12 protein-coding genes are annotated in these 13,184 nt (G+C 72.0%); 5 read left to right on the top strand and 7 right to left on the bottom strand.

Annotation, left to right across the window (positions count from 1 at the left end; all coding sequences use genetic code 11):
- Nucleotides 1-15 precede the first annotated feature (15 nt).
- A complete protein-coding gene (locus tag I3V78_RS26140) occupies nt 16-252 on the bottom strand; it encodes a hypothetical protein (RefSeq protein ID WP_002625343.1) in 237 nt (78 codons plus the stop codon).
- Nucleotides 253-660: 408 nt separating this feature from the next.
- Here I3V78_RS26140 and I3V78_RS26145 point away from each other — a divergent pair, with 408 nt between their 5' ends.
- Complete coding sequence (locus I3V78_RS26145; protein ID WP_204491160.1) at nt 661-2,811, top strand: lytic transglycosylase domain-containing protein; 2,151 nt, start codon at nt 661-663, stop codon at nt 2,809-2,811.
- A 10-nt stretch (nt 2,812-2,821) separates the two neighbouring features.
- Here I3V78_RS26145 and I3V78_RS26150 read toward each other — a convergent pair whose 3' ends face one another.
- Nucleotides 2,822-3,739, bottom strand: coding sequence for a pseudouridine-5'-phosphate glycosidase (locus I3V78_RS26150; RefSeq protein WP_204491161.1), 918 nt, complete (start codon nt 3,737-3,739; stop codon nt 2,822-2,824).
- A gap of 149 nt (nt 3,740-3,888) precedes the next feature.
- Between I3V78_RS26150 and I3V78_RS26155 the strand changes: the two genes are divergently transcribed.
- On the top strand, nt 3,889-4,728 hold the full coding sequence (locus I3V78_RS26155; RefSeq protein ID WP_204491162.1) for a DMT family transporter: 840 nt from the start codon (nt 3,889-3,891) through the stop codon (nt 4,726-4,728).
- Here the strand turns inward: I3V78_RS26155 and I3V78_RS26160 are convergent.
- The 3 genes from I3V78_RS26160 to I3V78_RS26170 are packed head-to-tail and all read right to left on the bottom strand — an operon-like array spanning nt 4,725 to nt 8,231.
- Nucleotides 4,725-6,428, bottom strand: a complete 1,704-nt coding sequence (locus I3V78_RS26160; protein WP_204491163.1) for a sigma-54-dependent Fis family transcriptional regulator — start codon at nt 6,426-6,428, stop codon at nt 4,725-4,727. The genes I3V78_RS26155 and I3V78_RS26160 overlap by 4 nt on opposite strands.
- 19 nt (nt 6,429-6,447) lie before the next feature.
- Nucleotides 6,448-7,620: a DUF2314 domain-containing protein gene (locus I3V78_RS26165; RefSeq protein ID WP_204491164.1), complete on the bottom strand. Its 1,173-nt coding sequence runs from the start codon at nt 7,618-7,620 to the stop codon at nt 6,448-6,450.
- Nucleotides 7,617-8,231, bottom strand: coding sequence for a deoxynucleoside kinase (locus I3V78_RS26170; protein WP_204491165.1), 615 nt, complete (start codon nt 8,229-8,231; stop codon nt 7,617-7,619). The genes I3V78_RS26165 and I3V78_RS26170 overlap by 4 nt, the downstream gene beginning before the upstream one ends.
- A gap of 189 nt (nt 8,232-8,420) precedes the next feature.
- Here I3V78_RS26170 and I3V78_RS26175 point away from each other — a divergent pair, with 189 nt between their 5' ends.
- The 3 genes from I3V78_RS26175 to I3V78_RS26185 are packed head-to-tail and all read left to right on the top strand — an operon-like array spanning nt 8,421 to nt 11,287.
- Nucleotides 8,421-9,212, top strand: coding sequence for a lysophospholipid acyltransferase family protein (locus tag I3V78_RS26175; RefSeq protein ID WP_204491166.1), 792 nt, complete (start codon nt 8,421-8,423; stop codon nt 9,210-9,212).
- Between the two features lie 10 nt (nt 9,213-9,222).
- Nucleotides 9,223-10,614, top strand: a complete 1,392-nt coding sequence (locus I3V78_RS26180) for a tetratricopeptide repeat protein (RefSeq protein WP_420840430.1) — start codon at nt 9,223-9,225, stop codon at nt 10,612-10,614.
- Between the two features lie 43 nt (nt 10,615-10,657).
- Entirely contained in the window at nt 10,658-11,287 is a 630-nt protein-coding gene (locus I3V78_RS26185) for a hypothetical protein (protein WP_204491168.1), read from the top strand.
- A gap of 120 nt (nt 11,288-11,407) precedes the next feature.
- Here I3V78_RS26185 and rplQ read toward each other — a convergent pair whose 3' ends face one another.
- Both rplQ and I3V78_RS26195 read right to left on the bottom strand, forming a co-directional pair.
- The gene (gene rplQ, locus I3V78_RS26190) at nt 11,408-11,833 is read right to left on the bottom strand and encodes a 50S ribosomal protein L17 (protein WP_204491169.1); all 426 of its coding nucleotides are present in this window, start codon (nt 11,831-11,833) and stop codon (nt 11,408-11,410) included.
- Nucleotides 11,834-12,010: 177 nt separating this feature from the next.
- A complete protein-coding gene (locus I3V78_RS26195; RefSeq protein WP_204491170.1) occupies nt 12,011-13,057 on the bottom strand; it encodes a DNA-directed RNA polymerase subunit alpha in 1,047 nt (348 codons plus the stop codon).
- Between the last annotated feature and the right edge of the window lie 127 nt (nt 13,058-13,184).

Genomic DNA, 13,184 nt, shown 5'->3' on the forward strand with positions numbered 1-13,184 from the left:
CCCGGAAGGCGCGCCCTAGATGGCGCGCCGCTGGGTGGCGTAGGCCTCGATGCCCATCTGGGGCGGGGCCACCTGCTGGTTGAGCTGGCACTTCACGCACGTGAAGGACTGCCAGCCGCGGCGCACGGCCTCATCCAGGCAGTTGTCGTAGTAATTGCAGTTGAGATTGCGATGCGTCTCGACGCCCGCCCGCTTGGGCCCGGCCTCGGGGTTGATGGTCTGCGGCAAATCAGTCGGACACGGCTTGAACATGGAACGGAGCCCTCCCAATCAAACGGTTATCTCCCCCCGTACTCAATGGGCCGCCAGCGGCCCGCGACGTGAGATTGCCTGGGACAACCTCACGGGTCATGCGCCGCGCCGGCCGCACCCCTCTTAGAAGCCCGCGTCCCCGGGTACAACGGAGCCGGCCTCCGGACGCCCACTAGTCTGCACTTCCTCGGTCTCACGACCGATTGACCGCCCGCCCGCCAACACTTGGCCCCTTGCGTCGCGGGGGCCGATCTAGGACTTGTCGGCCCGTCTGTCAAACCGCCCCCGGAACAGCCAGCCGTCGTCTCACAGAACGAGACAGGTGGGAATGTGTACGCCACACTTGGAGTTGTCCTGCCCTTGCTCTGCGGGGCGGGCGAAAACAAAAGGGGAAACAAGGAGATGCGCATGAGGCGGTGGACGGGATGGGGGCTGCTCGCGGTGCTGACGTCGGGGTCCGGAGCCGGGGCCCAGTCCGCGTCCACCCTGGAGGCGGTCCGACTACACCGCGCCGATGCGCGCACACGGGCCCAGACGGACCTCCAGGCGTGTGAGGCGAGCCGGTGCGCGGACGCGGGTCGGCTGTCGCTGCTGGTGGGCACGCTGGCGCTGGCCGAGGGCGACGTGGAGGAGGCGCGCGCGCGGCTGACGGGCGCCCAGGTGGCCGAGCCGCTCCAGCCCTATCTGGCGTACTACCTGGGCCAGGCGCACTTCTACGCGGGGGACGCGGAGGCGGCCGCCGCGGCGTTTGGCCGGGCCCTGGACAAGGCGTCCCCGGCCCTGACGGCGCGGGCGCGCACGCGCCGGGGCGAGGCCCTGCTCGCCGCGGGCAAGGCGAAGGAGGCCGCGCCGCTCCTGGAGGCCGCCGCGACCGAGACGCCCACGGTGGAGCTGCTCTTCCAGCGGGCCGAGGCGCGCGGCGCGGTGGGCAACGCCACGGGTCAGCGCGCGGACCTGCGCGCGGTGGCGCTGCGCTTTCCCGCCCACCCCTACGCGACCGAGGCCCTGGCGGCGCTCGAGGCCCTCAAGCCGCCGCCCCGGCTGAGCCTGGCCGAGCACCTGCAGCGCACGCGGGGGCTGCTGGACGCCGGCGCCACGTCCCGCGCGCTGGAGGAGTTGGAGACGCTCGCCGCCGCGAAGCTCGCGCGCACGCCCGTGGACCGCGCCCGGGTGGCGCTGGTGCGCGCGCAGGTGCTGTTCACCGCGGGCAAGAAGAAGGAGGCGCAGGAGCAGCTCGCCCTCGCGCGCAAGGGCCCGCCGGGCGTCGCCGCCGAGGCCGCCTACCTCACCGCGCGCCGCGCCCTCAAGGAAGACAACGCCACGGCGCGCCAGCTCATGGTGGCGTTGGAGAAGGACTTCCCCAAGGAGGGCGCCGCCGCCGAGGCGGGCTTCTTCGTGGGCTGGTTGGACATCCAGGCGGGCCACTTCGAGGACGCGGTGAAGTCCTTCACCGCCTTCGAGCAGCGCCACGCGGCCTCCAAGCGCCAGGACGAGGCGCTGTGGTACCGCGCGTTCGCGCACCTGCGCCTGGAGCAGCACCCCCAGGCGCGCGAGGTGCTGGACGCGCTGGTGAACCGCTTTCCCAAGAGCAGCCTCGTGCCCCAGGCGCGCTACTGGAAGGCCCGGAGCCACGCGCTCCAGGGCGCCGGAGCGGACGTCACCGCGCCGGGCTACGCCACCGTCATCACCGGCGCGCCCAACTCCTACTACGCCCTGCTCGCCACCGAGCGGCTGCGGGAGCTGGGCCAGGAGCCCCCCGCGGGCTTTCCCGAGTCGCCCCGGCCGCCCGTGGGCCAGGGCGTGCCGCCGGAGCTCGAGCGCGGCGTGGCGCTCGCGCAGGCGGGGCTGTTCCGCGACGCGGCCGAGGAGGTCCAGGCGCGCACCGCGCGCATCCGGGACGCCGAGCAGGCGCTCGCCTTCGCGGGGGCCTTGCTGCGGCTGGGCGAGTTCGGCAGCGCGCACGCGGTGGCCGCGCGTCACCTCTGGGGCCGGGCCTTCGGGGCCCGCGCGCCGGACGCGCTCGCCGCCTTCTACCCGCGCGCCTTCGAGAACGCGGTGCAGAGCGAGGCCACGCGCTACGAGGTGAGCCCCTACCTCGTCTGGGCCATCATGCGCCGCGAGAGCGCCTTCCGTCCCGAGGTGGCCAGCGCCGCCGACGCCCGCGGCCTCATGCAGGTGATTCCGCCCACCGCGCGCGCCATCGCCAAACGGCTGGCCGAGCCCGAGCCGGATCCCGCCGAGCTCTTCTCCCCGGCGCTGAGCATCCGCTACGGCGCCTGGTACCTGTCCCAGCTCATGAAGCGCTTCGCCCATCCGGCGCTCGCCGCCGCCGCCTACAACGCGGGGCCCGAGTCGGCCGTCAAGTGGGTGAAGGACAAGGGCGCGCTGCCGTTGGATCTCTTCGTCGAGGAGATTCCGTTCCGCGAGACCCGGGGCTACGTGAAGCAGGTGCTCGCGGACCTCTACCTCTACCAGGCCTTCTACGGGGACAAGGCGGGCACGGCCCCGCGGCTGTCGTTGACCGTGCCCACGCCCGCCACCGAGGGCGTGACGTTCTGAGCCGCGGGGCTCAGCGCGCCTCGCCCCGGGCGTAGGCCACGGCGAGCTGGCCGGCGAAGCGGGCGTTGTTCTCGAGCAGCGCGAGGTTGGCGCGCAGGCTCTTGCCGCTCGTGCGCTGGGCCAGCTGCGTGAGCAGGAAGGGCGTCACCGCCTTGCCCCGGATGCCCTGGCGGTCGGCCTCGGCCATGGCGGAGGCGATGTGCAGCTCCACCTCGGCGCGCGGCAGGCTCGTCTCCTCGGGCGGCGGCACGGTGAAGAGCACCCCGCCCTGCCCCAGCGTGTCGAAGCGGGCCCGGAGCACGGCGGCGCCCCCGGCGGCATCCTCCACGCGGTGCTCCAGGGGCAGCCCCGAGCCGCGGCTGTAGAAGGACGGCAATTCGTCGGTGCCCACGCCGAGCACGAGCACGGCGGCGGTCTCCAGCGCCTCGAGCGTCTTGGGCAGGTCCAGCACCGACTTGGCCCCCGCGCACACCACCGCCACGGGGAAGCGCTGCAGCGCCCAGATGTCCTGGGAGATGTCGAGGTGCTCGGAGACGCCGCGGTGCACGCCGCCGATGCCCCCGGTGGCGAAGACGCGGATGCCGGCGGCGGCGGCCACCTCGCACGTGGCGCTCACGGTGGTGCCGCCGGTGGCCTTCTGGGCGATGGCCACGGGCAGGTCGCGCGAGGCGAGCTTGAGCAGCCGCTCCTTGCCCTCGGCGAGCCGACGCATCTGGGCCTCCTCCAGTCCCACCCACACCTCGCCGTCCACCACGGCGATGGGCGCGGGCACGGCGCCAGCGCGGCGCACGGCCTCCTCGCAGGCCCGCGCCGCCGTGAGGTTGTGGGGGTAGGGCAGGCCCTGCGCCACCACGCTCGTCTCCTGTGCCACCAGCGGCGTGCCCTGCTCCCGGGCGCGCCGGACCTCTTCGGAGAAACGCAAGTTCATGGGGCGCATATACGCCAGGACGGCGCGGAGTGCTCGCGCGGGGTGATTGCCAACGTCTGGCACGAGGCGCTATGCCGCCGTCCGCCTTGGACCCCGTCCGCTCCCCCGCCCCTACCCCGCGCGCCTTCTCCTCGCAGGACCTGGCCCTGATGCTGGCCGTCCTCATCTGGGGAACCAACTTCACGGTGGTCAAGGAGTCGCTGGCCTCGCTGCCGGCCGAGGCCTTCATGGCCCTGCGCTTCGCCCTGGCGGCGGTGGCCATGGCCGGGGTGCTCGTCGCGCTCGAGGGCTGGAAGCCCCTGTCGCGCGCCGTCTGGTTCAAGGTCGTGGGGCTCAGCCTCGTGGGCCACACGCTCTACCAGTACTGCTTCGTCGTGGGCCTGGCCCACACCACCGCGGCCAACAGCGCGCTGCTCACCTCGGGCACGCCCGTGCTCACGGCCCTGTTCGGCGCCGCGCTGGGGGTGGACCGGCTGCGGCGGCCCGTCGTGCTGGGGCTCGTGCTCGCGGTGCCCGGCGTGGTGCTCATCGTGCTCGCCCGGGGGCCGGGCCTGGACGCCTCCACGCGCCTGGGCGACGCGCTCATCCTCGCCTGCTCGGTGTGCTGGGCGCTCTACACCGTGGGCCTGCGCTGGCTCGGGCAGGAGATGTCCGCGCTGCGCATCACCGCGCTCTCCATGCTCGTGGGCGCGCCCGGCGTGGTGCTGCTCGGCCTGCCCTCGATACGGGCCATGTCCTTGGCCCAGCCGAGTCCGGGCGCCTGGGCGGGCCTGGTGTACTCGGCGCTGGGGCCCCTGGTGCTCGCCTACTTCATCTGGAGCCGGAGCGTGCAGGTGGTGGGCAGCAGCCGCACGGCGCTCTACAGCAGCGGCACGCCCGTGGTGGCGGCACTCACCGCGTGGCTCGTGCGCGGCGAGCGTCCGGGGGCCTGGCAGGTGGTGGGCGCGGGGCTCGTGCTCGCCGGGGTGCTCGTGAGCCGCAAGCGCTAGCCGCGCCGGCGCTCCACGGTGAGGCCGTAGTCCTCGATCTTCTTGTCGAGCGTGGGGCGGCTGATGCCCAGGAGCCGGGCGGCGACGATCTTCCGTCCGCGCGCGGTGCGCAGCGCCTCGGCGATGGTGTCGCGCTCCAGGCGGGCCACGCGCTCCTGGAGGGAGAGCGACTCGGCCGCGCTCCCCGCGCCATGGAACTCGGGGGGCAGCAGCGACGGGGCGAGCGAGACGCCCGGGTGCAGCCGACCGAGCCGCTCCGCCAGCAGCTCCAGCTCCCGCGCGTTGTGGGGCCAGGGGTACTCCAGCAGCAGCGCGCGGGCCTCGGGGGACAGCACGGGCGGCGGGCCCCGGGCGGCGTGCGCGCCCCGGAGCGCGAAACGCTCGAAGAGCGGGGGGATGTCGGCGCGGCGTGCGCGCAGCGGGGGCAACTCCAGCTCCAGGCCGGCCAGGCGCGAGGCCAGCGCGTCCTCCAGCTCCCCGCGCGAGCCGAGCACCCGGGGGGACTCGCTCGCGGTGGCCAGCAGCCGCACGTCCACGGGCTCCTCGCCCCCTTCCCGCCCCGGGGCCCGCTTGCGCGACAGCAGCCGGGCGAGCCGCTCCGCCAGGGCCCGGGGCAGCCGCTCCACATGCACCAGGAGCAGCGAGCCGCCGTCGGCGCGCAGCAGGGCGGAGGGGAGCGGGGGCTCGCCGGGGCGGCTCGTGCGGCCGAAGAGCGCGTCCTCGAGCAGCGCCTCGTCCCGGCAGTCCACGCGCACGAAGGGCCCGAGCGCCCGGGACGAGCGGGTGTGGACGTACTGGGCGCACAGGGCCTTGCCGGTGCCGGGCTCGCCCACGAAGACGGCGGGGGCCTCGCTCGCGGCGGCGCGGCGGGCCTGCTCCACGAGCTTGCGGAAGGGCCGCGAGGTGCCCACCAGCTCCACGCGCTCGGGCTGCGGCCCGGAGAACGAGCGCACCGCGGCGTAGGCCTCGCCGCCGAGCCGGCCGAGCATGATGGCGAGCTGGCCCTCCGCCTCGGAGAAGGGGCCCTGGGCGCGCTCCACGTAGAGCAGCCCGAAAGGAGGCCCTCCGCTGGCGACCAGGGGCGAGCACAGCACGGTGTCCGAGCGCCCCTGCTCGGCGCGCTCCAGGGCGGCGTTGGCCATGTCGCGGGGGACTTCCACGGCGGGCGCGCCCACCACCGCGGCGGTGAGCAGGCCCTTGACGCTGCCCAGGAGCGCCGCGGCCGCGTCGGCGTGGAGCGCGAGCAGCGCCTGCTCGGCCAGGTAGCGCAGCACGCGCGCCTCGCTCGTGGCGCCCAGGAGCGCGGCGCCGGCCGAGTACAGCGCGGCCTCCATGCCCACGTGGGGCAGCACCTCCTGGATGGGCAGCTGGCGCGTGCCGGCGCGGGGCGTGCCCACGCGCACCGCGGGGCCCTCGGGCGCCAGGAGCACCGTCGTCTGGCCCACCTGGACGCGGTCGCCCGGCTGCAGCGCCACCTCGCCCTGGATGCGCTCGCCGTTGACGGCGGTGCCGTTGCGCGAGCCCAGGTCCTCCACGAACACCTGGGCGTCGCGCACGAAGAAGCGCGCGTGGCGGCGCGACATGCGGTCGTCCGCGGGCAGCGGCAGCTCGCACGAGGGACTGCGGCCAATCGTCGCCTCCGCGAGGAGCTCGTGACGCAGGCCCGCCGAGGGGCCCGAGAGCATCATCAGGGAGGGCATGGGCGCGGGGCCGTCACGTCTAGATGGGGCGCTCGGCCACCAGCAGCGCGCGCACCTCGTCGTCCTCGAGGGTGCGGCCCTCGCGGCTGAGCGCGAGGGCATTCACGTCCGCCTCGGGCACCTCCACGTGGGCGCCCTTGCGCCACTCGGTGGTGTGCACCGCGCCGTCCACCAGCCGGCCCACGATGGTGGCGTCCTCCCAGGAGAGCACCTCCAGCCAGAGCTGCTCGGTCATCGAGCGGCCCTCGGGATGGGTCTCGAAGGGGGCGCGCACCAGGAAGGTGAGCGGCTCCATGAGGCCGCGGCGCAACAGCCGCGCCTTGAAGGCGGGCAGGAGCGCCTGGGACTCGCGGTGCATCGTCTCGGTGCGCTCGGTGGGCTCCTGCACGAAGCGCTCGCGAAAGGGGCGCAGCAGTTCCGCGGTGTTGTGCCGGCCCTGGGGCGACACCACCGTGAGGAACAGGCCCTCGTGGCCCTCGAAGGCATCCAGCGGCACGCCCAGCAGGTTGTTGCGCGCCTCCTCGGAGGGCACCAGCATGAAGGCCTGGCCCTCGCTCGTGCCCATCTGCGTGCGCAAGGGCGGCCCCTGCCCGAACGCCAGGTCCGTGCACAGCTCGTGCAGGAAGGCCTCGGCGGGCAAGAGGTCCTGCTCGCCCAGGTGGAAGATCTCCAGGTCGCGCGCGCCGAACTTCTCCATGCCGTGCGAGTGCACCCACAAGGGGGTCTCCCCCTCGATGACCTCCACGGCGTGCAGGTTCACGTGGTCGCGGATGTCGAAGTCCAGCTCGGTGATCTCCGCCACGTCGTCGGACTCGTGCACCTTGGACGAGGTGATGTCCACGAGCACCCCGCTCGCGTGCGCGAGCAGCACCCGGGAGCACACGAGCGCGGCGAACACGGGCACCGTGGGCTGCAGGGTGCTCATGTCGAAGGCGAGCCGGTAGAAGGACCGGGCCTTGCCGAGCGCCTCCAGGGCGGGCTCGCTGCCGGAGAACAGGTCCGCGGTCCACTCCCGGGGGGCGGGCCGCGACTCGAAGACGACCTCCACGCGCGCGTCCTCGGCCTCCACGATGAAGCCCGCGCCCTCCTCGTGGGGGGTGAACGCCAGCTCCTCGATCTCGAACGCCGTGGCCAGGGCCTCGGCGGGCACGGGCGCGTCGCTCTCGAGGGCGACGAGGTAGACCTCCTTCACAGGTGCTTCTCGATCTGTCGGAAGAGGTCCACGCGGTCCACCAGGTTGGTCACATAGTCCAGCTTGTCCGTGGGAAGAACCAGGACGGGGGACAACTTGTAGCCAGTGAACCATTCCTCGTACAGATCGTTGAGCCGCTTGAGGTAGGCGGGGGGGATGTCCTGCTCCATCTCGCGGCCGCGCAGGCGGATGCGCTGGCGCAGCGTGCGCACCGGGCAGCGCAGGTAGATCATCAGGTCCGGCGGCGCCAGGGTCTGCGAGAACGTCTCGTAGAGCGAGCGGTACATGTCCCAGTCGCGCTTGTCGATGAAGCGCTGGCGGTGGAGGTTCTTGGCGAAGATCTCCGCGTCCTCGTACAGGGTCCGGTCCTGCAGGGCGATGCCCGGCGCGCGCTCCATGTCCCGCTGGAGCCGGAACTTGGCGGTGAGGAAGAAGAGCTGGGAGCGAAAGGCCCAGGTCTTCATGTCCCGGTAGAAATCGGCCAGGTAGGGATTCTCGTCGTTGGGCTCGAAGAAAGGCGTGAGGTCGTACTTGCGGCACAGGAAGGACGTGAGCTCCGTCTTCCCCGCGCCGATGTTTCCCGCGATCGCGATGAACTTCTTTCGAGCCAAGGCCCTGCGCTTCTACCCCCACCGGGCAGCACACACCAGTGGAAGGTGGTGATAGATACGACGAGAAGCAGCCTCCGCTCATGCCTCCCCCCCTTGACGGGGTGGGAGGCGCTCCGGTCCTGGACGAGGCCAGGGCCGTCCGGCGCTCGAGCGGAGGTGCTCCCTTCGGACGAAGTCGAGGTCGCCTGGATGCTACGCAACCTGTTGTGCATGGTGGTCACCGCCATCTCCACCGCCGTGTTCTTTCCCATGACCCTGTTGGCGGCGCTGTTCACCCTCAACACGGACTCCACGCTGTGGGTGGTGCGGCGGCTGTGGTCGCCCATCCTGGTCGCCACGGGCGGCGCGAAGCTCATCGTCACGGGCCAGGAGAACGTGGACCCCAAGCGGCCCACCATCTACGTCTCCAACCACCAGTCCACCCTGGACATCCCCATCCACTTCATGGCGGTGCCGGTGCCCTTCCGCTTCGTGGCCAAGCACCAGCTCAAGTACGTGCCGCTCATCGGCTGGTACCTGTGGGTGGCGGGCCACATCTTCATCAACCGGGGTCAGCGCGAGAAGGCCATCGCCTCGCTGGATGCCGCGGCGCGCAAGGTGCGCGGGGGCACCAGCGTGTTCCTCTACCCGGAGGGCACCCGGTCGGACAACGGCAAGGTGTTGCCCTTCAAGAAGGGGCCGTTCGCCCTGGCGCTCAAGGCGCGCGTGCCCGTGGTGCCCATCACCATCGAGGGCTCGGGCACGGTGATGCCCAAGAACTCCTGGAACATTGTTCCCGGTCCCGTGTACGTGAAGATCGGCAAGCCCATCGACACCACGACCTTCGCCGAGAACGACCGCGAGGGCCTGGCCCGCGCGGTGCGCGACGTCATCATCGCGCAGAGCCTGGAGCTGGGCGGCAAGGGCGGCGATGCCGAGGACGTCGTCGCCGAGGCGGGGGTCGAAGGCCGTTCCCGGTCCCGTCGCCACAAGGCCTTGTGAGGAGCCCCGCGTGATTGCCCCTTCCCCCACCCCCTTTCGTTCCCGCGCGCGGCGCCTGCCGTGGCTGGGCCTGACCGCCGTGCTCGGCCTGGGCCTCGCCACGGGCTGCCGGCACACCGCCGCGGGCGCGCCGCTGGATGCCCGGGCCCAGGCCCGCGAGTACCTCGCGCGCAACGAGCCCGAGCGCGCCCTGCCCCTGCTGGAGGCCGAGGCCACCCGGGCGCCGGAGGACCTGGAGGTGGCACGCGCGCTCACCGCGGCGCAGGTGAAGGCGGGACGCACGGACGCGTGGATCGCCGAGCTCAAGCGCCGCAACGCCCAGGGCGAGCGGGCGGTGAACCACTACATGCTCGGGCTCGCGTACTTCTCGCGGGCCTCGGAGGCGGGCGCCCCGGCGGTGGCCGCCTTCGAGCGGGCGCGGGAGCTCAAGCCCGACGAGCCCGAGTTCCACTACCGCCTGGGCGTGGCCCTGGTGGAATCCGAGCAGTACGCGGCGGCGGTGGGTCCCCTGCGCCGGGCGGTGGAGCTGGCACCGGAGCGGGCGGGCACGCGCCTGCCGCTGGCCAAGGCGCTCGCGCGCACCGGAGATTCAGCGGGCGCGGTGGCGGAGCTGGCCGTGCTGGTGGGCAAGGAGCCGAGCCCGGCGGAGGTGGCGACGGCGCGCGCGCTGATGGATCAGATCGCGGACCCGTTCGCGCGCTTCCCCAAGGCGGCCGAGCCCAAGCTCGAGGAGGGCATGCGCTACCTGCAGGAGCTGGACGCGCCCCACCCCGCCATCATCGCCTTCGAGGAGATTCTGCAGGACTACCCGGACCTGGCGGTGGTGCACGCGCTGACGGGCCTGGCCTGGCAGCGGGTGGATGACGCGGGCCGGGCGGTGGAGGAGTTCAAGCGGGCCATCGAGCTGGCGCCCACGGACGGCAAGAACCACTTCTACCTGGGGGAGCTGTACCTGACGCGTCAGCGTCCGGAGGCGGCGCGGCCCTACCTGGAGAAGGCGGTGGCGCTCAACCCGCTGCTGGACCTGGCGTGGTTCCGGCTGGGGGATTTGCACCTGGAGCGCAAGGACCTGAGGGCCGCGGACGAGGCCTTTCGCATCCTCACCTTCCTGCAGCCGGACGCCGTGCCGCCGCGGGGCAAGCGGGCCCTGGTCCTCCAGTTGGAGGGCGACTGGGCGGGCGCCGAGCGCGAGTTGCTGCACGTGGTGGACAAGGATCCGGAGAACATCGAGTTCACCTTGCGCCTGGGCATCCTCTTCACGGAGCAGGCGCGCCAGGCGTCTCGGCCGGAGACGCGGCGGGAGGCGGCGCGCAAGGCGGAGGGGTGGCTGCGCAAGGTGCTGGAGGCCCAGCCGGAGAACGCGGTGGCCTCGCGGGCGCTGCAGCAACTCAAGAGCCCGTGAAGCCTAGCCAGGGCGGGCCCCGGACCTCTACACTGGGGACCTGATGAGTGATGGTGCCAACCACCCGCAGCCGCCGCCGTCGTCCACGAACCCGCCCCGCGCGTCGTCCACGACGAACCCGCGGGTGATGTCCGCCGCGCGAGCCGCGCCCCCGCCCAAGGCCCTGCCGCCGGGCGCGGTGGGCAAGCGGCTGCAGGACGAGTCCGCCAATGCCGCGCTCAACGCCCTGGCCATCGCCAAGGAGATGGTCCAGGACTTCCGGCAGCAGGACCGCTTCTTCAAGTACAAGGCCTTCATCGTGGGCGGCTGGTTGCTGTTGACCATCGCCACGGTGGGGGTGACGTGCTCGCGCGGCGTGAAGGAGACGGGCGAGTTCGGGGCGAAGCTCGTCCCCGCGGGCCGCTCCGCGCTGATGTTCGTCAACAAGAGCAAGGAGCCCTGGGTCGACGTCACCATCGTCGTCAAGGACTTCCGGGGCCAGGAGTGGCGGGCCTCGGTGGCGCGCGTGGAGCCGGGCAAGGACGTCACCATCACGCCCAAGCAGTTGCTGGGCGCGCAGGGACAGGTCGCGCCCAGTGACATCGTCATCCACGGGGTGGAGATGCGCACGGCGGACGGCCGGGCCACCCTGATGGAGAACAACAAGAACCTGACGGTGGACGAGCAGCACTGAGGCGCGGGTCCGGCGCGCCGGGGCGCCTTCCCGGTGCGCCAGGGGGCCTCCAGAAACACGAAAGCGCCCTTCCCCGGAGGGAAGGACGCTCGCGTGAACGACATCGACTGAGACGGCCGACTACTCCGTCTTGGTCTCCGGGGCCTCGGCGGCACCGGTGTCCTGAGCCTCGGCCGGGGCGGCCTTGGCGGGACGATCCACCAGCTCCAGCAGGGCCATCTCGGCACCGTCACCGCGACGGAAGCCCAGACGCACGATGCGCGTGTAGCCGCCCGGACGGGTGGCGTAGCGCGTCTTGTACTCGCTGAACACCTTCTGGAGGATGGCGCGGTTGCGAACCGTCCGCTCCGCGAGGCGCACGTTGGACAACCCACCGCGCTTGCCGAGGGTGATGATGCGCTCGGCCAGGGCCCGGGCCTCCTTGGCCTTGGGCAGCGTGGTGCGGATGGCCTCGTGCTCGAGCAGCGAGGTGACCATGTTGTGGAGCATCGCGAGCCGGTGGCTCGTGGTGCGGTGGAGCTTCCTCTGTCCGACCTTGTGACGCATGGGTGCTGACTCCGGGCCCGCGTGGGAGCCCACCACTCCGGCCGTATGAGGTACCGGGTGGGAAGGATGGAAACCGGCACGGGCTCCACCATCGATGTGTGGGACCGGTGAGGGTCCCCCGTGCGTCCAGGGCATGCGGCCATGCCGCCCCGGACGCGCGGGTTAAAGCACGAAACGCTAGGCCTTGGGAGCCGCCGCGGCGGCCGGAGACGGCGGAGGCGCCGCCGGAGGCGTCTTCGGCGGCCAGTTCTCCAGCTTCATGCCGAGCGACAGGCCCATCTCCGCGAGGATCTCCTTGATCTCCTTCAAGGACTTGCGGCCGAAGTTCTTGGTCTTGAGCATCTCGGCCTCGGTGCGCTGCACGAGGTCGCCGATGGTCTTGATGTTGGCCTGCTGCAGGCAGTTGGCCGAGCGCACCGACAGCTCCAGCTCGTCCACCGAGCGGAAGAGGTTCTCGTTGAGCTTGGCCTCCTCCTTGGGCGCCTCGACGGCGACCGGCTCCTCGGTCTCGTCGAAGTTCACGAAGACCGTGAGCTGCTCCTTGACGATCTTCGCCGCGTAGGCGACCGCGTCCTGGGGCGTGACGGAACCATCCGTCCACACCTCGAGGGTGAGCTTGTCGTAGTCGGTGACCTGACCGACGCGCGCGTTGGTGACTTGGTAGTTCACCTTGCGGATGGGCGAGAAGAGCGAGTCGATCGGGATGGTGCCGATGGGCGAGCCGACCACCTTGTTGGCGGAGGCGGGCACGTAGCCCCGGCCGCGGCGGCAGGTGAGCTCCATGCGGACCTTGCCACCCTCGGAGATGGTGCAGATGTGGTGACCCGGGTTGAGGATCTCCACGTCCTGGTCGGCGATGATGTCACCGGCCTTGACCTCCTTGGGCCCCTCCGCCTCGATGCGCAGGGTCTTGGTCTCGTTCGTGTGCATCCGGAGGAGGACCTCCTTCAGGTTCAACACGACGTCCGTCACGTCCTCGGCCACCTCGGGGATGGTCTGGAACTCGTGGTCCACGTTCTCGATCTTCACCGTGGTGACCGCGCCACCCTGCAAGCTGGAGAGCAGCACCCGGCGCAGCGAGTTGCCCAGCGTGGTGCCAAAGCCCCGCTCCAGGGGCTCGGCCACGAACTTGCCGTAGGTGGGGGTCAGCGAGTCCTGATCGACCTCGAGCCGACGCGGCTTGATGAGGTCCCGCCAGTTCTTCGCGATGAAAGTGTCAGCCATGTGCTTCTGCTCCTCGGGGCGTGCCGCACCACCGACGTCCCCGCCGGAAAGGCGGGAGGATGGGCACGAGGGGGGTTGTCTGAATAACGGCCGGGCCCTGGGGGAACAAGGCACCGGCAGAAGCACG

The organism is Archangium primigenium (assembly GCF_016904885.1).
Lineage (GTDB): Bacteria > Myxococcota > Myxococcia > Myxococcales > Myxococcaceae > Cystobacter > Cystobacter primigenius.